At 32.5% G+C, this 23,136-nt stretch carries 16 protein-coding genes; 1 reads left to right on the top strand and 15 read right to left on the bottom strand.

What is annotated here, in order from left to right:
- Positions 1 to 5: 5 nt before the first annotated feature.
- From Q4528_RS01230 to betB, 13 genes are all read right to left on the bottom strand, one after another.
- Complete coding sequence (locus Q4528_RS01230) at positions 6 to 1,850, bottom strand: subtype A tannase (protein ID WP_046466964.1); 1,845 nt, start codon at positions 1,848 to 1,850, stop codon at positions 6 to 8.
- A 133-nt stretch (positions 1,851 to 1,983) separates the two neighbouring features.
- Positions 1,984 to 2,865, bottom strand: a complete 882-nt coding sequence (locus Q4528_RS01235) for a LysR family transcriptional regulator (RefSeq protein WP_303520222.1) — start codon at positions 2,863 to 2,865, stop codon at positions 1,984 to 1,986.
- A gap of 164 nt (positions 2,866 to 3,029) precedes the next feature.
- Positions 3,030 to 3,353: a YciI family protein gene (locus tag Q4528_RS01240; RefSeq protein WP_046466962.1), complete on the bottom strand. Its 324-nt coding sequence runs from the start codon at positions 3,351 to 3,353 to the stop codon at positions 3,030 to 3,032.
- 31 nt (positions 3,354 to 3,384) lie between these two features.
- Positions 3,385 to 4,824, bottom strand: coding sequence for a 6-phospho-beta-glucosidase (locus Q4528_RS01245; protein ID WP_046466961.1), 1,440 nt, complete (start codon positions 4,822 to 4,824; stop codon positions 3,385 to 3,387).
- 127 nt (positions 4,825 to 4,951) lie between these two features.
- Positions 4,952 to 6,445: an L-lactate dehydrogenase (quinone) gene (gene lqo, locus Q4528_RS01250; RefSeq protein ID WP_017636644.1), complete on the bottom strand. Its 1,494-nt coding sequence runs from the start codon at positions 6,443 to 6,445 to the stop codon at positions 4,952 to 4,954.
- 256 nt (positions 6,446 to 6,701) lie between these two features.
- The gene (locus tag Q4528_RS01255; protein WP_108000426.1) at positions 6,702 to 7,526 is read right to left on the bottom strand and encodes a pyruvate, water dikinase regulatory protein; all 825 of its coding nucleotides are present in this window, start codon (positions 7,524 to 7,526) and stop codon (positions 6,702 to 6,704) included.
- 1 nt (position 7,527) lies between these two features.
- Positions 7,528 to 10,158, bottom strand: a complete 2,631-nt coding sequence (ppdK, locus tag Q4528_RS01260; protein ID WP_046466959.1) for a pyruvate, phosphate dikinase — start codon at positions 10,156 to 10,158, stop codon at positions 7,528 to 7,530.
- A 240-nt stretch (positions 10,159 to 10,398) separates the two neighbouring features.
- Positions 10,399 to 11,988 carry an acyl-CoA synthetase MbcS gene (gene mbcS, locus Q4528_RS01265; RefSeq protein WP_029055936.1) on the bottom strand — a complete coding sequence of 530 codons (1,590 nt, stop codon included), beginning with the start codon at positions 11,986 to 11,988 and terminating at the stop codon, positions 10,399 to 10,401.
- A gap of 173 nt (positions 11,989 to 12,161) precedes the next feature.
- Entirely contained in the window at positions 12,162 to 12,635 is a 474-nt protein-coding gene (locus Q4528_RS01270; protein ID WP_303520231.1) for an antibiotic biosynthesis monooxygenase family protein, read from the bottom strand.
- A gap of 31 nt (positions 12,636 to 12,666) precedes the next feature.
- Positions 12,667 to 12,876 (bottom strand): YozE family protein, encoded by a 210-nt coding sequence (locus Q4528_RS01275; RefSeq protein WP_017636649.1) that lies wholly within the window; start codon positions 12,874 to 12,876, stop codon positions 12,667 to 12,669.
- Positions 12,877 to 13,264: 388 nt separating this feature from the next.
- Positions 13,265 to 14,440: an amidohydrolase gene (locus tag Q4528_RS01280; protein ID WP_046466958.1), complete on the bottom strand. Its 1,176-nt coding sequence runs from the start codon at positions 14,438 to 14,440 to the stop codon at positions 13,265 to 13,267.
- 156 nt (positions 14,441 to 14,596) lie between these two features.
- Positions 14,597 to 16,306 carry a choline dehydrogenase gene (gene betA / locus Q4528_RS01285; protein ID WP_017636651.1) on the bottom strand — a complete coding sequence of 570 codons (1,710 nt, stop codon included), beginning with the start codon at positions 16,304 to 16,306 and terminating at the stop codon, positions 14,597 to 14,599.
- 144 nt (positions 16,307 to 16,450) lie between these two features.
- Positions 16,451 to 17,941, bottom strand: a complete 1,491-nt coding sequence (gene betB, locus Q4528_RS01290) for a betaine-aldehyde dehydrogenase (protein WP_046466957.1) — start codon at positions 17,939 to 17,941, stop codon at positions 16,451 to 16,453.
- Positions 17,942 to 18,441: 500 nt separating this feature from the next.
- On the opposite strand from betB, the gene cudC reads away from it, so the two are divergent.
- Entirely contained in the window at positions 18,442 to 18,999 is a 558-nt protein-coding gene (gene cudC, locus Q4528_RS01295; RefSeq protein WP_303520234.1) for a choline uptake/conversion transcriptional regulator CudC, read from the top strand.
- Positions 19,000 to 19,401: 402 nt separating this feature from the next.
- On the opposite strand, the gene Q4528_RS01300 is transcribed toward cudC, so the two are convergent.
- A complete protein-coding gene (locus Q4528_RS01300) occupies positions 19,402 to 21,024 on the bottom strand; it encodes a BCCT family transporter (RefSeq protein WP_017636654.1) in 1,623 nt (540 codons plus the stop codon).
- A 350-nt stretch (positions 21,025 to 21,374) separates the two neighbouring features.
- Positions 21,375 to 22,667: an anaerobic C4-dicarboxylate transporter family protein gene (locus Q4528_RS01305; RefSeq protein WP_046466955.1), complete on the bottom strand. Its 1,293-nt coding sequence runs from the start codon at positions 22,665 to 22,667 to the stop codon at positions 21,375 to 21,377.
- Between the last annotated feature and the right edge of the window lie 469 nt (positions 22,668 to 23,136).

Below are 23,136 nucleotides of genomic sequence, written 5' to 3' on the forward strand. Positions count from 1 at the left end.
TCACTTTATTTTTTATTATTTTTTTCTACCCATTTGATAAAATTAGTATCGCTATTTCCTGAAGTTTCTGCCATTGTATGGCCTTGATCCCATACAGTTTTGAAATCAACATTTTTATTTCCAACATACTGTTTTAAAGCTAATGACAGATTTGTTTCAGTATTTAATGCTGTATCGCCTTGTTGAATTCCCGTTCTGATTCTCCAATGTTTCGCAAAATTTGATTTTCCATATCCTTTATAATAATTAGATAAATAGTACATCGGATTATACATATTCATACGTGTTTCTACAGATTGGTTAAGTTTATCTTTTTGTTTTAAGTCATCATTATAATTATCTACATATTTATTTTTCCAGCCACTCATTTTTGAATATTTACTTTGATTTTGTTTTAACAATTTAGCCGTTGTTTTATCAAAATGTAGTTTTGTATGATTACCATTTGTGCCAAATACATTATTTTCTGCTTGACTACGTTTTAAATCATCAAATGCTGGTACTGATTTAGATGGTGTTTTATAATATTTGGCAAAGTCTTTAAGACTAGTGATATGCGCTTTCTTAGTTTTCTTATTATAAGTGATCCATTTACCTTTTTTATTCAGATCTTTAAGATAAGCATCCATAGTTTTATATGTTTTGTTATTTGATTGAGAGCCCATTTTTGGCATAGCACCTTTACCTTTTGGCTTTTGACCATTAGATGGTGCCTTACTTTGACCCATTCCAGCTTGTTGATTATCTGTTTTCTTATAAGGAAACTTAGTATTATTTAAAAAGTCAGTAGCTGATTCTTCAACTTCTTTTTTTAGATATTTTGCATATGAACCTTCAGTATAATAACCTTGTTTAGATTTATTAAGTGATAATTTTTGTCCATTAGTAGTTAAATTTAATTTGTTGATATATGATCCATATGATTGAGCTAAATCATTAGATAATGCTTTTTGGAATGTTTTGTTTTTTCTACTATTGCTGTTTGTATATTGCCCCATTTGCCATTCATATGCTGCATCTGCTTCATCTAAATTTGTAATAGGACACCAAGACATTACACCGTCAATTTTATCGCTAATATATTTCCCTTTTTTATCAGTCATTGCTGCGCCAATTTTTTTCAAATATTTATAATATGTTTTACTATCTCCAGATGCTCCTGCAATAGCACTTTGTGCGCCACCACCACTGTGACCAAATGTGTAGACTTTTTCACTATTACCAGGTAATTCATTAGAATTAAATCTATAATAACGAATAGCCGCTTTCAAATCAGTAACTCCCCATGGAGCTCCATACTCATATGATTTATTAGATGAACTACTGGAACTATTTCCGATATTCATACTACGTCCTCTTAATCCAGCCTCTACATATATAAATCCGGCTTTCATATATTTTGAAATATTACTATATTTATATGAAGTTGGTGCACTTTGTTCAGCATAACCCGGTGTATTAACCGGATACACTAATGGTGCATTTTTAGCTGAATAACCATTTACTTTGTTTTCATTATTTACAGTAACAGTATATGTACCATCTTTATTTTTCTTACCTTTAAAATACGCAGCAGGAACATATATACCTAATTTTTCAACATTTTTAGCTTGAGGATGACTTACATAACTTATATTTAATTGATAATACACTTTATTTTTACTATCATATTTCCATTTTGTATTATCAATCTTTAGTTTAGATGATGCTTGTTTATAGTCTTTAACCTTTGTCTTTGAAACGTTCACGCCTTTTGTATGAGTTTTACTTTGATTATCATCGTGATGATTTGACTCACATCCAGTTAGCAATAAACTAGCTGTTAACATTAGGGCTAGGGCTTTTTTCATATAAGTTTCCTCCTTTAATTAATATAATTTTAATCATAGCGAGGAAACTAAGCACTATCAATTCGATTTTAGAGGTGTTTGTATTCTGAATTAGAAACGTATATTAAGTCGTTGGTCTCTTGACTTACCTTCTTTAATTTTTTGAATATTGACGGGCAATAGACATAAAGTTCTCTAATTCTTTTGAATCTGGGCAGTCATGATGTAACTTACAATTAATATAAGAATCAATTTCCGGCTTCAATGGAATTAACTTGTAAGATTCATTTAAATAAAAACGGGCTTGATGCTCCATTATCAATGCAATACCTTCATTAATATTAACCATTTCTAATAAATTCTCCATTCGAGGAGCAGTAAATGAAATAATTGGATAAAATTGTTCTTTCTCACAACATTTGAGGAAGGCTTGGTGTTCTACTGTAAAATCAGGTGGCAAATAAAGTTGTTCATCTTTTAACATTTCTAATGATATTTCATCTTGGTTAGCTAAAGGATGTGTATTCTTAACAATTGCACAAAGTTGTTCTTTCATATATACAAAACTATTATTACTTTTGGCCGGAGAAAGTTCTCTAATAAAACTAATATCAAGTTTTTGTTGATCAATAGCTTGTTTTAATTCTATCTCCGAGCCTTCTGTAATTTTAAATCTAACCTTAGGATATAATTTCACACATTGAGATACCAATTCCGTAATACCATATTCAATCATCAAACGAGAAGCGCCCATATTTATTGTTACTATATCATCTACATCTTTTAATGAAAGATGTTTCTTTAATTCCTCTTCATTTTGACAAATTTGTTTAGAATAATGAAGAAATAGACTACCAGATTCAGTTAATTCTATCTTCTTATTAGTCCTATCAATTAAACGATGTCCTATATCATTTTCCAAAGCAGTCATATGTTTTGATAATGTTGACTGTGCTATAAACAATTCTTGTGAAGCCTTAAGATAATTCTCATATTTTGCAAGAAGTATAAATTCTTTTAAATGATTTATATCCATGAATAACAACTCCTTCAATTCGATATCTTTCAATAAATTATAAAGATATAATTGTGGTTTAATAATTATGAAAAATTATATACCTTATTAAAAAAAGATGGAACTAAAATAATTACAAATTCTAATTATTGTATAGTTCCATCTTCTATAATGTTATATATTTTTTAGTTGTCTTGATTTGTTGGAGGTGTTATATAGATATTTTCAGGATTCCCAAACATTGGTGTCCATTTTTCGATAGTATAATCTGATACTAATCCTTGTTTCCAAAATGGATCAGCTTTCAACAATGCCATTAATTGTGCTTCATTGTCTGCTTTGAGTACCAGATAAGCTTCTTTTTGATGATCATCATTATTTTCAATAGGTCCTGAAAGTAATAAATCTCCTGATTCAACAAGTTGATATAGATATATTGCATGATCTCTCACATGTTGTTTCCAATGTTCTATATCGGTGTGTACAAATTTTACTAAATAATAGGCCATCTTGCGTCTCCTTTAGTTTGTCATTATATTTCTATAAATCCTCACCATTGGTTTCAATCACGTGTTTGTACCAATCAAATGAATCTTTCTTAGTACGATCAAGTGCACCATTACCTTCATTATCTCGATCAACATGTATTAAACCATAACGTTTTTTCATTTCTCCTGTTGTAAATGAAATGATATCAATAATACCCCAAGGTGTATAACCCATTAAATCTACGCCATCTTGATCAACCGCTTCAATTGAGGCTTGGATATGTTCTTTTAAATAATTGATACGATAATCATCATGTATTTCTCCATTTTTATCAAACTCATCCACAGCACCAAAACCATTTTCTACAATGAATAATGGAATTTGATAACGATTGTATAATACATTCAATGTAAATCTAAGTCCAACTGGATCAATTGCCCAACCCCAATCGCTTGTTTGAATGTAAGGATTTTCAACTGAATTAGGTAGTCCTCCATTAATGATATTATCTTCAACACTTGTTTCACTATCAGATTTAACAACAGTAGACATATAATAGCTAAATCCAATATAATCTACAGTACCTTCACGTAAAATTTGATCATCACCTTCTACCCAACCAATATCCATATTCTCACGTTCGAACATTTTTGTAGCATAACCTGGGTAATAACCTCTTACTTGAACATCTGGGAAGAAGAATCTTAATCTACCAGCAATTTCTGCTTCCATCATATCTTTAGGGTTGCAGCTATATGGATAAATTGGAACGTGAGAAATCATAGCACCAATTTCAAATTCAGGGTTAATTTCTTTACCAATTTTAACAGCTTTAGCGCTAGCAATAAGTTCATTATGTGCAACTTGATATAGCACTTCTTCTTTATTATCATCTTCTGAAAGTAATACTCCAGAATTCGTCCATAGGAAAATTGGATTATTTAAATCCATTTGGTTATTAATTTCATTAAAAGTCATCCAATATTTAACTTTATTTTTATAACGTTTAAATACAGTTTCTGCAAAATGAGCAAAGAAATCTGCTACTTTTCTATTTTTAAAACCACCATATTCTCTAGCTAAATGAAGTGGCATTTCAAAATGAGATAATGTAATAATTGGTTGAATATCGTATTTTAGTAATTCATCAAATAAATCATCATAGAATTTCAAACCTTCTTCATTAGGTTCTACTTCATCGCCATTAGGGAATATTCTTGTCCACGCAATAGAGGTACGAAGACATTTCAGTCCCATTTCACTAAATAATTTCACATCTTCTTTATAACGATGATAAAAATCGATACCTTCATGATTTGGATAATATTTATTAGGATCAACATCTTGTGTAATTTCACGTGCTTTACCATGTTCGCCAGCTGTCATGACATCAATAACACTAAGACCTTTTCCACCTTGATCATATCCCCCTTCAAATTGATTGGCTGCTAACGCGCCTCCCCATAGAAAATCTTTTGGTAATTTAGACATTTGTAAAACCTCATTTCTCTATTTATTGGTTTTATTATAACAATTTATTTTTCAAATTTTCGATAAAATAAACAAAAAACTCAACCAAAGTGTTCGTTCAACTTTGGTTGAGTTATTCTATCTATTACTATTCGTAATAACCTAATTTTAGATCTTTTGAAGTTTGTTTACGGATTTTTCTCATTAATTGTTCATCTTCAATTAATGATTCACCGTATGAAGGAATCATTTTTTTGATTAATGGTTTCCATTCATCAGCATATTCAGCGAAGTTCTTTTCAAGTACTTCTAATGCTACTGATACTGAAGTTGATGCCCCTGGTGATTCACCTAATAATGCAATTACTGAGTGATCTTCAGAGTTTACTACTTCTGTACCAAATTGGATATAACCTTTACCGTGTTCTTTAGTATCTTTGATTACTTGAACACGTTTACCTGCTGTATAAACTTGCCAATCTTCATCACGTGCTTCTGGATAGAACGTACGTAAGTGGTTCATACAACCTTCTTTAGTCATAATCACTTGGTCGAATGAATATTTAATTAATGGTAAGTTTTTAACAGCAGATGCTAGTAATGTTGTAATATTGTATGGTTTAACTGATTTGAATAAATCTAAGTTTGAACCGTTTTTAAGGAATTTAGGACCTACATTCGCAAATGGTCCAAATAACAATGTTCTTTCACCATCAATATAACGTGTATCTAAGTGAGGTACAGTCATTGGTGGTGTGCCTGGTGGTTCTTTACCATAAACTTTGGCATCGTGTTGTTTAATCACTTCTGGATTTGTACAAGCGATAAATTGTCCACTAATTGGGAATCCACCTAAATGTTTACTTTCAGGGATACCAGTTTTTTGTAATAGTGGAATTGCTCCGCCACCGGCACCAATAAATACATAGTCAGTTTCTTGTTCAAAGACTTCACCAGTGTTACGGTTTTTAATTTTAACTGACCATTTACCATTAGATAAACGTTCAAAATCAATGATTTCATGATTATAATGAACATCTACATTGTCAGTTTCTTGAAGGTGTTGTGCCATTTTACGTGTTAATTCACCGTAGTTAACATCTGTACCTTCATTAATTTTACTTGCTGCCATGTAGCTACCATCATCTTGACGGCCTTTCATCATTAATGGAATCCACTTTCTCATTACATCAATATCTTCTGTGTATTCGATATTATCGAACATTGGGAAAGCTTTCATTTTTTCATAACGGTCTTTTAAGAACTTAACGTTATTTTTACCTCTTACAAAGCTAATATGAGGTAATGGGTTAATGAATGCACGTGGATCTTCAATGTTTCCAGTTTTAACTAAATGACCCCAAAATTGTTTAGAAATCTCAAATTGTTCGTTGATTTCTTTTGCTTTTTCAATATCAATTGAACCATCAGGTTGTTGAACAGTATAGTTCAATTCACAAAGTGCGGCGTGACCTGTACCAGCATTGTTACGTTCATTAGAACTTTCAATACCAGGACGGTCTAAACGTTCATATAAATGAATATTCCAGTCTGGCGCAATTTCTTTTAGCATTGAACCGAATGTTGTACTAAGTACACCGGCACCAATTAAAATTACGTCTTTTTTGTCAGACTTTGCCATTTTGTTCACCTCTCCAATATAATAAATACTTACACCAGTCCACTAAAACTGTATTTTCAATCAAAGCTCAATACAATTTTTCTAACAATCCATCTCGCAAACTAGTCTTCTATTATTATGTTAAATCAAGCTATCGGAAAAGTAAATTATTATTCTTTATAATAATAGAAATTGGTTTTGTTTATGATTATATTTTATTCACAAAAGCATGCAAATCTATATATTACTTTACTTCATTTCATAATAGTTTTAACTTTTAGTCTTTCTGTTGTAAAAACCTTTCGATATAAAATGCCGATTCTTCTATCGATTTGTATTCTGTATTAATCACAATAGCATTTAATTTATTAAATATTTCTTCAGCGTAGGACAGTTCCTTCTTAATTCTTTCTAAACTATTGTAAGTTGATGTTTTAGAAATACCTAAAGCTTCTGCACGATTTTTTCTAATATTGGCAATATAATTAGGGCTTGCTGTTAATCCAAATACTTTTAAATTTTTATGTTGAAATACACTTTCAGGAATTGTAACTTCAGGTACTAATGGTATATTAGCAATTTTGTAACCTTTATTAGCTAAATACATACTTAACGGTGTTTTAGACGTTCTAGAAACTCCGACAATTAATGCGTCCGCTTCTCCAATATCAGTAAAATGTTTACCGTCATCGTACTTCACAGAATACTCTATAGCTTCAATTCTATTAAAGTATTCTGTATTCATCTTACGTAACGCGCCACTTTCCATTAAAGGCGTAGATGTCGTATGTTTTTCAATCATCGTAATTAACTCTGACATATAGTCTATATATGATAATTGATGTTCGTTCGCGTATTGATGTCCTAATGCATTAAATGATTCATTAACTAATGTTGTAACAACAATGGCATTTTTTTCACGTGCCAATTCTAATACGTTAAGAAACTCCATCTCATCTTTAATATAAGGAAATTTCTTAATTTCTATTTGTGTTAAATCTGGAAATTGAGTTAGCGTTGCATGAATCATTCGCTGAGCTGTTTCCCCTATTGAATCAGAAACAATATAAATCGTTAATTCTTGTTCATTATGTTCTTTCACCTTATCTCTCACTTTCTTCAGCTTGACTCTGAGCTGTAGCTAAGATTGCCCCAGGCACGCGGAATGGAGAACATGAAACATAATCAATAGATAACTGATTAAAACGATGAATTGATTTAGCATCGCCACCTAATTCTCCACAAACTCCAATTTTAATAGACGGATTGACTTGTTTAGCATTTGTTACGGCTAAGTTAATCAATTGACCTACACCATCATTATCTAATGATTGGAATGGATCAAGCTGTAATATGTTATTTTCAGTATACACGTTTATAAATTTACCTGCATCATCTCTTGAGAAACCATATGTCAATTGTGTTAAATCGTTAGTTCCAAAGCTAAAGAAATCGCAATGTTGTGCTAATTGGCCAGCAATCAAGCATGCTCTTGGTGTTTCAATCATTGTGCCAATTAAATATGGTACTTTGCTATTCGTTTCATTCTCTAAATCATTGATTGTTGTAATTAATTGTTTTTTTAGTGTCGTAAATTCCTCTACTGTAGAAACTAGTGGAATCATAATCTCAGGTTGGGATTCTATTCCTTGTTGTTGAAGGTTAAATACACTACTCATAATTGCTTCTACTTGCATCTCATATAATTCAGGATAAGTGACTGCCAAACGACATCCTCTATGACCTAACATAGGATTGACTTCATTCAAATCATTGATTCTTCTTTTTAAGTAATCAGTTGAGACATCTAATTGTTTGGCTACAATTTGAATATCTTCTTCTGAAGCTGGTAAAAATTCATGTAATGGTGGATCGAGTAAACGTACAATTGTTGGACGGCCATCCGATAATTTAAAAATAGATTCAAAATCTTCTATTTGATATGTTTTAATTTTGTTTAATGCTTCAACACGTTCTTCATAATTTGACGCTAAAATAAATCTTCGCATTTCTACTAGTCGTTCAGCTCCAAAGAACATGTGCTCTGTTCTTACTAAACCAATACCTTTAGCATTAAATTCATACCCAGATTTAATATCTTGAGGAGTTTCAGCATTCATGCGTACTTGTAATCTAGCCGTTTCTTCAGACCACTGCATAAACTGTTCAAATTCATCACTATGTTCTGCACTTACTGTTTCAATTTCCCCTAGATATAAATCACCTGCACTACCATCTACGGATACAATATCTCCTTCACGTAAAACATCTCCATTAGGATAATTTACAGTTTTATTCACTGTATCTATCTCTACATCAGAACATCCAGTAACACAACATTTTCCCATACCTCTTGCAACGACTGCTGCATGAGATGTCATTCCACCATGAGTTGTTACTATAGCTTCACTAGCTACCATTCCTTCTATATCCTCTGGAGATGTTTCAGGTCTCATTAAAATCACCTTATTACCACTTTCTGCTTGTTCTTTAGCTTCCTCCGCAGAAAATACGAGTTGACCAGTAGCAGCCCCTGGACTGGCTGGAAGTCCCATTTTAGAAATTACAGTTGCCTGCTTTAATGATTCTTCTTTAAAGTTTGGATGTAAAAGTGTTTCAATTGATTTAACATCTACTTGAGTTACAGCTTCTTCTTTAGATATAAGACCTTCATTAACTAAATCAACTGCAACTTTTATTGCTGCTCGTGCTGTACGTTTACCATTACGTGTTTGAAGTAAGTATAGTTGTCCATTTTCAATAGTAAATTCAATATCTTGTAAGTCTTTATAATGTGTTTCTAATTGCTTTGTTACTTCGACAAAATTTTTATGTACATCAGGCATTTGGTCTTTTAATGTATTAATATCTTGTGGCGTACGTATACCTGCCACTACATCTTCACCTTGTGCGTTTAATAAGTACTCACCGAACAATTTATTTTCTCCAGTAACTGGATTCCTAGTAAACGCCACACCAGTACCGCTTTGTTCTCCACTATTACCAAACACCATTTCCTGTATATTTACAGCTGTACCTATGTCATGAGGAATATCATTCAAATCTCTATAGACACGTGCACGATCATTGTCCCAAGATTTAAATACTGCTTCAATTGCTTCTTTTAATTGCTTATAAGGATCTTGAGGAAATGGTTTACTACCATACTCCATATAAATATCTTTATACTTTTCACATATATGTTTTAATCCATCGGCAGTGATATCTGCATCTGACTCAAATTGATGTTCCTTCTTATAGTTATCAAAATATGTATCAAATCGATTCATTGGTACGCCGTATACAACGTCACCAAACATTTGTAGTAAACGACGATAACAATCATATGCAAATCTGGCGTCATTAGTTTTATTTGCAAGTTTTTCAACGTTTTCGTCATTTAATCCTAAATTTAAAATCGTATCCATCATCCCAGGCATCGATATTTTTGCACCACTACGCACTGATACAAGTAATAAGTCTTCTTGAGATGAAAATGACTTACCTGTTCGATTTGAAAATGTGTTTAAATGTTCTTGTAATTGTGATGTCACATTATCAGATAACTGTCCACCTTGTTTCAAATAGTCAATACATGCTGCAGTTGTAATAGTAAAACCATCTGGAACTGGTAATCCTAACCGTTTCATTTCAGATAAATTCGCACCTTTACCTCCAAGTAAATCTTTCATAGTCTTATTACCTTCATCAAATGCATAAATTAATTTTTCCATAAATAAGCACCTCTCTTAATATGTCATACTAATCATTTTATAGTATGTCATATTAAGCTAAAAAAGACAAGATTTATATGTAAACGTTTTCTATTAGTTAATAATATTGTCATAATTTGGTTATAAAACATTCTTAAATTAGAACTGTTTAAATATTAATATTATTTTGGTTAAATGTGTCATACTAATATCTATTAAAAAAGACACCACTTTAATTAAAGCGGTGTCTAATGTACTTATTTATTCATGTTGTTGATTATATTTTTCAATTTCTGCATCTCTTAATTCTACACGTCTGATTTTACCTGAATTAGTTTTAGGTAAATCTTCTACAAATTCAATAGAACGCGGATACTTGTATGGTGCAACTTCATTTTTCGTAAATGTTTGAAGTTCTTTAATTAATTCTTCAGTTCCTTCATATCCATTTTGAAGAATAATAAATGCTTTTACAATATTACCTCTCAATTCATGAGGGCTTGCAACGACAGCACATTCTTTGACAGCTGGATGATTTGTTAAAGCATCTTCAACTTCAAATGGTCCAATCGTATAGCCAGAGCTAATGATAATGTCATCTTTACGACCTTCAAACCAGAAATAACCATCTTCATCTTGGTGTGCTAAATCTCCAGTAACATAGTAATCGCCTAATCTTGCTGAAGCAGTTCGTTCTGGTTCTTTATAGTAACCTTTAAACAGTGCAGGTAAGTCTAATGGGACTGCAATATTACCTTTAACATTGGCTTCTACTTCATTACCATCGTCATCAATAATTGTTGTATAACTTCCTGGTATAGATTTACCCATTGCTCCAGGTCGAGGTGCTGTATCTTTCAGGAATCCAATTAATAATGTACTTTCTGTTTGACCATATCCATCTCTAACAATAATATCAAAATATTTTTTAAACTGTTCTACAACTTCTCTATTTAATGGTTCACCTGCAGAAACTGCACTATGCAAATGTTCTAAATTATATTCATCAAGATTTTGTAGTTTAGCCATCATACGATACTCTGTAGGTGTACAGCATAGGACGTTAATTTGATAATCTTGTAATAATTCTAGATATGTTTCTGGTTTAAAACGACCATTATAAACAAATGCTGTTGCTCCAGAACCTAAAGTTGATAAGAAAGGACTCCATACCCATTTTTGCCATCCAGGTGCAGCAGTTGCCCAAACTAAATCATCTTCTTTAATACATAACCAATGTTTAGGTGCCATTTGTAGGTGGGCATAACCCCAACCATGTGAATGAGTAACTGCTTTTGGGTTTCCTGTAGTGCCTGATGTATAAGATAATATAGCAACATCTTCACGAGATGTGTCTGCTGCTTCAAGTTCATCACTAACATTTGCTTTTTCTTCCTCAATCGAAATCCAATCTTCGTGTGTATCACCAACGATAAATTTAGTAAGGCTTTGATATTCTTTTAATCCTTCAAATTCCTTAATAAATTTTCCAAATGAAATAACCGCATCAATTTCTCCATGACTTACACGATATTGTAAGTCTTTTGTACGTAACATTTCAGAACTTGGAATAATGGCAATACCTAATTTTAAAGCTGCAATGTATAATTCATAGGTAGCAATAGCTCTTGGCATCATAATTAAAACTTTGTCACCATATTTCAAACCATGCTTTTTAAATATATTACCTACTTTATTAGCATTTTTTATTAATTCCTGATAAGTCACTTCTATATGATCATGTTCTGAATCACGATAAATGATTGCTTTTTTAGATGCGTCTGAAGCATATTGTTCGATTGCAGATGTAATATTGTATTTTTCTGGTGCTAGTAAATCAGTTTTTTCCATTATATTACTCCCTTTCCTTAACATTCACTATTATATTATCAAATGTATAATCTCATTGATATATTTTACTCTTTAGTATCTATCTACTAAACTAAAATGATCTTTTATAATAAAAAAAGGACGGATCCGAAATAGCATTTACATAAAATGATTTCTGTCCGCCCTTCTATGATTTAAAATATATCTTCATAATCTAGCATTTGTTTTTTCAAATCTTCTAATTCTATTCTAATATTATATGACAAATCACGATTCACAATTTGATTATCAACGCCTTGTTTAGTACCTCGTTTACGATGTGTTTGTGCGTATTCTGATGAATTTTGCCAGTCATAAAACGCTTGTCTCGATTCCCATAATGTAACAATAATATAATGTCTATGATTTGTTCGAGGTTTAAGGAAGCGCAATGCTTTAAACCCTGGTACATCTTGAAGGTGTTTTTGACGTGATAAGAATTTATCTTCAAATTGGTCTTCTTTATCTTCATTTACAAATAAATGATTGAGCACACAAAATGTATCATTTGATAATTGATTAATTGATTCTAAAATATCATAATATTGTGCATCATTATTTTTCTCAATTATAAATTCATCATTAGATTCATTCATTTTATACGTTTTATAATAATCATTTAGTAACATATTAGTTCCTTCATTCTAATTCATTTTACGTTTAAATATTTTGTTCATATATTGAAAGTGATCTTTTAACTATTTCTAGTATTTCATCATCTAAATTTGTTATTTGTTTAAAATAATTTAAAATATTCTTCGCTAATTTTTCTTCTTTTGGAAATTGTACATCTTTATCAACCCAAGCGGCTAGTTCTCCTAGAGGTGTTTGGTCTCCAGTAAATCCTTGTATAAACTCATAAAACGTCACTAAATCACCTCTTCTTACTTAATATATTAATGATATCACGAATTAGTAAATAAAACACCAATCAAAATTAAATAGTCTAATATATTTTTCTATTTGCAAAATAATGACGAAATTAATTAGTTCATTTTTATATCATAAATTTCTCTTTAATACATTAGTTATTGATGTCTCGTTCATCAGTTTGCTTAATGATTTAAACAACGTTAAATACAAGTTTAAACATGGATTTGATAAGTTAAAATATTAAAACTTATAAGCGCAATAGTCATATGTATGAGTAGCCCGCCAGTACTAATAGCAACATAGCACATAAGAGTGCTGTTAGACTGACGGGCATACTTATTATTTTAATTTACATATTTTAATCTGTAATTTATAGTCATCTATCTTAATTTAAATAGTCTAATACAACAGTACCTACTGCTTCAGCAGCAACTAACATAGATGATTCACTAATATTAAATTTAGGGTGATGGTGTGGATATACTTCGCCATCTTCTGGTGCTGCTCCTGAATAAATAAATGTACTTGGTAGTTCTACTGCATAAAATGCAAAGTCTTCAGAAGGTGGTTGTGCTTCACATTCTTCAACACCTTGAATGTCTGTTCCTTCTGCATTTTTAATTGTTTCAGCTACATAAGATGTGAATTCTGGATTGTTATATAATGCAGGGTAATCTTTGTTAAATTCGAAATCACATTTTACGCCAAATGAAGCTTCTAATCCTTCAACAAGATGTGTTAATTCTTTTTGAATTGTATCTCTTGTATCATCGGTAAGCGCACGCACGTCACCTTCAATTTCGATAGTGTCTTTAATCACATTGAATTGACCTTTACCATCGAAAGAACCAATTGTAACGACACCAGTTTCAAATGGACTTAAACGTCTAGATACAACTGTTTGTGCAGTTGTTACAAAGTTAGATCCTGCCACAATTGCATCATTTGCCATGTGAGGTGATGAACCGTGACCGCCTCTACCATGAACTGTTAATTTAAAGTAAGCACGACCTGTTTGTACAAATTCTGGTTTGTAAAAAATTTTCCCAGCTTCCATCGTACTCATCACGTGAACACCTAATACATGGTCAACGCCATCAAGCACACCATCTTTAATCATACCTTGCGCGCCACCTGGAGGCATTTCTTCAGCTGGTTGGTGAATGACAATTACTTTACCGCTAAATTGATCTTTCATTTCAATTAAGGTTTCGGCTAAAATAAGCATGTAAGCTGTATGTGCATCATGTCCACACGCATGCATAACACCATCATTTTTAGATGCAAATGATAATCCTGTTTCTTCTTTAATAGGTAAGGCATCAAAATCTGCACGAATTGCTAATGTTTTGCCAGGTTTACCACTATCGATAGTTACTTTGACACCATTTGGTCCCACATTTGTTTCCAATTTACAATCTTTATCTTTATAAAAGTCAGCAATATATTTTGGTGTTTCTTCTTCGTGGAAGGATAATTCTGGATGTTGGTGAAGATGTCTTCTAATTTCTATCATTCGATCTTCTTTTTCGCGTAATTTTTCAACTAAAGTATTACTCATAAAATCCTCTCCTTTATCTATACATCTACATTATAATATGTTATTCCCGTTTATTGTTGTGTCACACTTTTATTGACTAAAAATGACATAAATTTAGAAAAAAATCACTCCAATATGAGCATTGTCATATTGAAGTGATTGAAATCATATAATTAATTAGTGTTTATAAAATGGATCGTTTTCTTTAGCGCCTGCCATTTCATCATGTACACCATGTTTATAATAATCTACATATTGAGGTTCTAAAGGTTTTCTACCTCGAATAATATCTGCAGCTTTTTCAGCTAACATAAGTACTGGTGCATGGATATTACCGTTAGTTGTTCTAGGCATAGCAGAAGCATCTACGACACGTAAATTTTCCATACCATGTACTTTCATAGTAAGTGGATCAACAACTGCCATTGGATCTGATGCTGGTCCCATTTTAGCACTACATGATGGATGTAATGCAGTTTCTCCGTCTTTACGCACCCAATCTAAAATTTCTTCATCTGTTTGTACAGAAGGTCCAGGTGAAATTTCTCCTGCATTAAATGGATCCATCGCTTTTTGAGATAAGATATTTCTTGCAACTCGAATAGCTTCTACCCATTCACGTTCGTCTTCTTTAGTTGAAAGATAATTAAATACTATACTTGGCTTTTCAAATGGATCTTTAGATTTAATTTTTAAGCTACCGCGTGAATTAGAGTACATAGGTCCAACGTGTACTTGATAACCGTGCGCTACTGGTGCTTTTTGACCATCATAGCGAACTGCGATTGGCAAGAAGTGGAACATTAAGTTAGGATAGTCTACTTCGTTATTTGAACGTACAAATCCTCCACCTTCAAAGTGGTTAGAAGCTGCTGCACCTTTTCGAGCAAAAATCCATTGCAATCCAATAAATGGCATACGTTTTACATCTAAACTAGGTTGTAAAGATACCGGTTCTTTACATTCATGTTGGATATACACTTCTAAATGATCTTCGAAGTTCTCCCCAACACCAGGTAAATGAACTCTAGGTTCAATACCTTTAGATTTTAAGAATTCTGAATCACCAATTCCAGATAATTGTAGCAATTGTGGTGTATTAAATGCGCCACCTGATAAAATAACTTCTTTGGCATTGATTGTTCTTTCTTTGCCGTTTTTCTTATAAGTCACACCTGTAGCTCTTCTACCATCAAAGTTAATTTTTGTTACGAATGCTCTTGTTTCTACATCTAAATTTTTACGTCTCATTGCAGGTCGTAAATATGCTCTTGATGCAGACATACGGCGTCCGTGATGAACTTGGCTATCAAATGGTCCGAAACCTTCTTGTCGGAATCCGTTTACGTCTGGTGTTTTATGATATCCTGCTTCAACCCCAGCATCAAAGAATGATTTGAATAATGGATTCGTTGCAGGACCTCGTTTTAATTTAATTGGTCCATCATGACCTCTGTATTTATCATAAGGCGCTGATCCATATGCTGTTTCTAACTTTTTAAAGTATGGTAAGCAATGTGCGAAATCCCAAGTTTCCATACCTTCTGGTTCTGCCCAACCTTCATAATCCATTGGGTTACCTCTTTGGAAGATCATTCCGTTAATTGAACTTGAACCACCTAACACTTTACCTCGTGCATGGTCAACTTTACGTCCCATGTGCGGTTCTTCTTCAGTTTGATAAATCCAATCATATAAAGGATTTCCTGAAGGGAACATTAATGCTGCTGGCATTTGAATAAATAAATCCCAGAAATAGTCACTGCGTCCCGCTTCTAATACTAATACATTTTTATCTTTATCTTCACTTAGTCGTGCACCTAAAACTGAACCTGCACTACCTCCGCCAATGATAATATAATCATATGAATCATGTTTTCTACTCATCACAAATAACCTCCGAAATTAATTTTTTTAGTTTTTATATTCATCTCTTTCATAGTTATCTTGAATCGTTCTTACATATGTAAGAGGCCGAATGACCTATTAAGTAATAGCGCATCATTCAAACCTCTGAATAATTGTTATGTTTTATTTACTAAAGAAGTTAACTGGTTCTGGGTTTGTATTAGTTAAGATATGTTTAGTAGATAAATACTCTTCTAGGCCTTCTTTACCAAGTTCTCTACCAATACCTGATTGTTTATATCCACCCCATGGTGCTTGTGCAAAGTAAGGATGGAAATCGTTAATCCAAACTGTACCTAATTTCAATTTATTAGCTACACGTTGTGCTTTACCAATATCTTTACTAAATACAGCGCCTGCTAATCCATATATTGAATCGTTAGCTAAACGAATTGCTTCTGCTTCATCTGCAAATCCTTCAACAGTAACAACTGGTCCAAATACTTCTTCTTGCACTATACGCATAGATGTATCGCAATCTGTAATTACCGTAGGCTCGAAGAATAATCCATCTTGTAAATCTTCTCTTTCAGGACGTTTGCCACCTATAGCAATTGTTGCACCTTCATCTTTTGCAATTTGCATATAATTTTCAATTTTATCTCTATGTTCTTGAGAAATAACTGGTCCCATTTCAGTATCATCATCAAAGCCATTACCTAGTTTAATTTTACTAACGCGATCTATAAGTGCTTTTTCAAATTTTTCTTTGATATCGTTGTGAACTAAAATTCTAGAACCCGCTGAGCATACTTGACCAGCGTGGAAGTAACCACCATTTAATGCTTGGTCTACTGCTAATTCAAAGTCAGCATCATCAAAAATAACATTAGGGTTCTTACCACCAAGTTCTAAAGCTACATTAGTTACGTGGTCTGCAGCCTGTTTCATGATATGTTTACCTGTTTTAATGCCACCTGTAAATGACACTAAATCTACTTCTTCGTGACCTGACATGACGTCACCAATTTCAGCACCTGAACCTAATACTAAGTTAATTGTACCTTTAGGAAATCCTACTTCTTCCATTAGTTCAAAGACACGAATTGTTGTTAAAGGCGTAATTTCACTTGGTTTCATTACTAATGAACAACCTGTTGCTAAGGCCGGTGCGATTTTCCAAGATGCTTGTAATAAAGGATAATTCCATGGTGTGATTTGAGTCACTACGCCTACTGGTTCTTTAACAACTTTACTTTCTGAATTTGGAATTGGCGTATTGATAATTTCTCCGCCATCTTTATCTGCTAAACCAGCAAAATACATAAATACATTATGGATGTCATCCATATCTGCATATGACTCTTCCATTGTTTTACCAGTATCTAGTGTTTCTAATTTAGCTAATTCGTCACGATGTTCTTTAATTTTATCTGCAATCGCTCTGACTTTTTGACCTCTGACTTCACCTGTTTCTGAAGATAACTCGCCATCTTCAAATGATCTTCTTGCAGCTAAAATTGCTCGTTCTACATCTTCTTTTGTACCTTCAGCTACTGTAAAAATAACTTCTTGATTATATGGATTAATAATCTCTCTCGTATTTTTATTTGAGCTGTCTACCCATTCACCATCAATGTATTGGCGATTAGACAAGTTCTTTACAAGTTCCATCAAATGACCTCCGTTAAGTTTGTTAAATTTTTATTTAACGAATTTTACAGAATTATGTTAGCATAGAAATTGAAAATATGTCAATTTATCAAAAAGGTCTGGAGATAAGCGGTTAGAGTTTGAGCAGATTCGAATTGGTGAGCAAAATTGTTTTTCAAATTTTGTCGAACCATGAGAACTTCTGCCGAGAACTCTGCTTTTCGAAAGCCGTCAAAAGGTCTGGAGAATAAAGTATCACTCCTATTCTTAATAGGTTAGTGATACTTACGCATTAGCTTTAGCTAAGGTGTTCCTTTTTAATCTCAGCAGATTCGAATTGGTGAGCAATGGGATGATAAAGCAATCTTTTCACATATTCATCAATAAATAATGATAATATATAGTCTTTTTTCATCTCTTTAAAATAAAATATATAAAATGTTGGCATATAAAAAATGAAATCATGTTAAATTTGTTGTGATACGTGGTAAAATAAAATAATTATTATTGGAGGTACAGTCATGACACAATCGAATAACTACTCATCTCAAGTCGAGCAAGCCAAAGACTTGGTCATTAATTCCATTGGAGAAACTATGGATTTATATGGAATTAATCGTAGTGTCGGCAACCTATACGGTATCATGGTGTTTGAAGGAAGTATGACACTTGATGAAATGCGACAACAACTACAAATGAGTAAACCTAGCATGAGTGCAGGGGTTAAAAAATTACAAGAATATGATATCGTCAAACAACAATTTACAAGAGGTAGTAGAAAGCAACACTTTATCGCTGAAAAAGATTTCTTCACTTTCTTTCGTAATTTCTTCACTAAAAAATGGGAAAGAGAAATTGACACTAATATGGAAGCTGTTAAAGATGCGGAAACACTTCTAAAACCGCTACTGGATAACAACAATTTAACTGATGAAGAACGTCAAGACATTAATAAAGTCAAAGCACAACTCGACCATTCAAAGGTTTATTACGAGTGGTTAGCTCAGCTTAGCGAAGCCTTAGAAACCGGTGAAATATTTAAATACTTCCCTATTCCAGAACATAATGATGGTAAATAAAAATCAGCCTGGGACATAAATCAATGTCTCAGGCTACAATTATATATAGGCAGTAGTTGACTGATAAAGTAATTCTTTTTTCTTTAGAAATTAGAATTACTTATGCATGAGTGTTAACTCATGTAATCCTTAGTGGAACACCTTAGCTAAAGCTAATGTGTAAGTATCACTAAACTATTAAAATAGTAGTGACACTTTATTTTTCAAATCTAGTCAACCTTGCCGGGGTGGGACAACGATAAAGAAATACTTTTTCTTTAGAAATTAGTATTTCTTACGCATGAGTTCAACTCATGTGTTCCATTAATGTACACCTTAGCTAAAGCTAATGTGTAAGTACTACTAACCTAATAAAATTAGGAGTAGTGCTTTATATTTCTGTCCCGCTCCCATTTTCTTATTCTATAAATTATCGTCTTGTTCTTCTTCTCTAACTTGAACAATCCTCAATGAGCGTCTTTCTATTTCTTTATGTTTTTCAGCACGCGTTTGTAACTTGATACGATCGTTACCTAGAGTAATCAAGAATGAAATCATCATAAATATAAATATAACTATCAGCGGTACACTGGCTAATATGGAAGCTGTTTTTAGAACTTCTAATGCTCGCTCCCCGCCTACTAACATTAATGAGAATGGTAATAGACATAATGCAAATGCCCAAAATAAACGATTGGCTCTTAATGGTTCGCCGATTACTTTTTTCTGAGATGCAGCAGCTAAAATATATGATCCTGAATCAAATGTTGTTGCTAAGAATAAGAATGCTGATACTAGGAATAGAACAATAATCAGCGATGGGAATGGTAGTTGATGCATCACTTCAATAATTGTCGACTCTGTACTGTGATGATTTAAAAAATCTACTACGTTAAATTGTCCTGAAATTTGTAAATAAACAGCATAATTACCAAAAATACCGAAGAATAGAACACAACCTAAGGTACCATATAACATTGTACCTAGTACTACTTCTTTTAATGTTCTACCTTTTGAAATTCGAGCAATAAATAACCCTATAAATGGTGCATAAACTAACCACCATGACCAATAGAAAATAGTCCAATCTTGTGGGAAATGAGACTCTTTACGGTGCCCTATTCCTCCAAATGGTTCAACCCAAGTTGCCATATGGAAAAAGTCATTAATCATATTCCCTAATCCAGTAACTGTTGTTTCCATAATAAATATTGTTGGTCCTACGATGAATACAAATGCTAATAGTAGGAACGATAACCAAACGTTGACGTCACTTAATTTTTGAATACCTTTTTTCAGTCCAGTATAAGAGCTAACTGCAAAGACAACAGTAATCGTCAAGAGAATGATTGAACGCATAATCATGTTATGACCATCAAGTCCTGTAAGTCTTTCTATACCTGCTGAAATCATAGGCACACCTAATGCTAATGATGTTGCCGCGCCGCCTAATAATCCAAAGATAAATAAGATATCAACTACTTTACCGACAAATTTGTCAGTTTGGCCTTTTAAAATTGGACGGCATGCTTGGCTAATTTTATAAATTGGTTGCTTTTTAACAAATACTAAATAACCAATCGGTAATGCTGGTAGCACATAAATTGCCCATGCTATTGGTCCCCAATGGAACATGCCATATTGAGTGGCGTATTGGAGAGCCTCATCAGACATACCTTTAGCGCCGTTTGGTGGCACTTGATAATAGAATGCCCATTCAATGACACCCCAATATAAAATATCTGAACCTATTCCTGCACAGAACAGCATTGCTGCCCAAGTGAAAGTATTAAATTCTGGTTTATCAGTTGCTTTACCCAAGGTAACATTACCGTACTTGCCAAATGCTATGTATAATACGAAACAAAATATAACTAAACCTAAAAACAAATAAACAGAACCAATGGAATTTGAAATAGCACTATTGATATCTGTAATAATTGTTTCACTTGCTTTCGGGAAAACCATCATAGGTATAACAGCTATAAGTAATACTACGACTACACCTATAAAGGTCGTCCAGTCCATAACTTTTTCCTTTTTCAATCGTGATCCCCCTAATACTAAATGATTTATGAATCTTGATGTTCTAAAAGTTACACGCTCAAAATTATTCGATTCACAAAATTGACAATAACGAACATTTAATAATAATGCAAATTACATACAAACAATAACAGCAGTCAAATTGAATATTTATATAATTTCCGTCATATAATTCATCACTATTAATTGTCGTGACAACAGTGTTAAGTTTAGATTTAACGTATTGAACAAACTTTACTTTAGTTTAATATTGAATTTTTATACGAAATAAAAGAATATTTATTTATTTCAAATAAAAAAACTATCTTTCATACGAATGATGAAAGATAGTTGCTTTATTTATATATTTGTTAATAACCTAATAAGAATTTTAATGCAAAACCAATGATGATAGATACGACAATGACAAAGAATCCTGGAATGATGAAACTAGTTGGTCTTGTTCTACCTGTCTCATCTAATTCAACTGCAAACAATAATGTTGGTTGTGCAGGAATTACAAAGTTAACATTAAGTGTTTGGATCATTGCGACAAAATAAATAGGCGGAATACCTAAACTCATAACGATAGGTACCATTATAGATGCAGTCGCAGTTTGAGAAATAACAATCATCGCAACAACTGAAACTAAAATAATAACTAACCAGGGTGTATTACTAATTGTTGCACCAATATCTTGTTTTAATATTTTCAAGTTATTCGGTGCATTAAATATAGTTGCACCTAACCAACCTGGTCCTAATACAGCAAATAAAGCACCAAATGCTGACTGTGTAATATGAGAAGTTAAAATGTCAGAAGTGTTAATTTTGGCTAGTAATAAGTTTGTTGCTGCACTTAAATACATAAAGAATTGAACAATATCAGTCATTTCAACATTAACGGTTTTACCGTTCACATTAAATGATGGCATCAAATTTGGAAAAATGCCGAATGTTAAAATACACAATACACATAATAAGAATGCTAGCACGCCAAATTTAACCTTTTTAGAAAATTGACTTTGCAACGTTTCTTCAGGTAACTCAACTAACTTATGTGATGGTATTGGATCTTTTTTACCGACAAACGTACAAAATACACTTAATAAAAGCATACTCAATATAGCAGTAGGTAATACGATACTTAAATATTTACCCATTGAAATTTCATAACCTGCTAATACAGAAATGATGTATGCTGTAGCTGATGCAGCTGGACTACATAAAAGTGCTAAATTAGCTGTCAAAACTGATGCAGTTAAAGCCTTTTTAGGCTGTATATGGGCTTTTTGAGCGGTCTTTGCAATAATTGGTTCTAATGATAAAGCAATATTTGCAGTACCTATACCAAAAACAAAGATAAATACAATCATAGGTGCGATAAAAATGATTGATTTAGGAAATCTTTCGATAACTTTTGATGCAATATATACTAGATAATCAATCCCGCCAGTAGCTTGTAACGTACCTCCTGCTATACCTATTGAAAGTATAATTAATACTGCAGTTACTGGTGCTGAACCTGGTGGCAATTGAAATCCGAAGATCATAATAAGTTGGGCTACGATGGCAAAGATTCCACAGCCAAGCGCGCCAGCTGTTCTTAAACCGAGTAGCACTGCTAAAATCATAATGATGATTTCTATTATAAATAGTAGCAATTCATGAACCCCTAATCTTTATTGAAGTTAAATTTTGGAACATTAATATTTTATCACTTTAATATGTGATAAGTATATATTTTCATATTTGATTATAAAATCAAAATCATGTTTTTTTATGTATAAAATATCTATCAGAACTGTTGTATCAATGGTTTTAATACAGTCAAAAATTAGTAACAATTGAGAAAATACATAATTTTAGTGTCTAGGACATAAAATTTTTGGACAAGTGAAAAAGTTTTTTAATATAACATGACATATAAATACGTAGTATTTATGGCGAGACTTCTGAGGGAACAGTACTAGTTGAAGACCTTAGAAATTCTCACAGATTTATCTGTGTAGTATTTCTGGCTGAAACTATACCCTAGGAAGGGACCCAACACAGAGAAACTGATTAAATCAGTTTCTACAAGCAAAGCAAGTTGGGCATAGCGAAGCCATACAATACGAAGTATTGGATATA

Origin of the sequence: Staphylococcus pasteuri (assembly GCF_030547725.1) — a bacterium.
GTDB classification, from domain to species: domain Bacteria; phylum Bacillota; class Bacilli; order Staphylococcales; family Staphylococcaceae; genus Staphylococcus; species Staphylococcus pasteuri.

Coding starts and splice junctions, on each gene's coding strand:
- Q4528_RS01230 (WP_046466964.1), bottom strand. CDS start 1,850: ATGAAAAAAGCCCTAGCCCTAATGTTAACAGCTAGTTTATTGCTAACT.
- Q4528_RS01235 (WP_303520222.1), bottom strand. CDS start 2,865: ATGGATATAAATCATTTAAAAGAATTTATACTTCTTGCAAAATATGAG.
- Q4528_RS01240 (WP_046466962.1), bottom strand. CDS start 3,353: ATGGCCTATTATTTAGTAAAATTTGTACACACCGATATAGAACATTGG.
- Q4528_RS01245 (WP_046466961.1), bottom strand. CDS start 4,824: ATGTCTAAATTACCAAAAGATTTTCTATGGGGAGGCGCGTTAGCAGCC.
- lqo (WP_017636644.1), bottom strand. CDS start 6,445: ATGGCAAAGTCTGACAAAAAAGACGTAATTTTAATTGGTGCCGGTGTA.
- ppdK (WP_046466959.1), bottom strand. CDS start 10,158: ATGGAAAAATTAATTTATGCATTTGATGAAGGTAATAAGACTATGAAA.
- mbcS (WP_029055936.1), bottom strand. CDS start 11,988: ATGGAAAAAACTGATTTACTAGCACCAGAAAAATACAATATTACATCT.
- Q4528_RS01270 (WP_303520231.1), bottom strand. CDS start 12,635: ATGTTACTAAATGATTATTATAAAACGTATAAAATGAATGAATCTAAT.
- Q4528_RS01280 (WP_046466958.1), bottom strand. CDS start 14,440: ATGAGTAATACTTTAGTTGAAAAATTACGCGAAAAAGAAGATCGAATG.
- betA (WP_017636651.1), bottom strand. CDS start 16,306: ATGAGTAGAAAACATGATTCATATGATTATATTATCATTGGCGGAGGT.
- betB (WP_046466957.1), bottom strand. CDS start 17,941: ATGGAACTTGTAAAGAACTTGTCTAATCGCCAATACATTGATGGTGAA.
- cudC (WP_303520234.1), top strand. CDS start 18,442: ATGACACAATCGAATAACTACTCATCTCAAGTCGAGCAAGCCAAAGAC.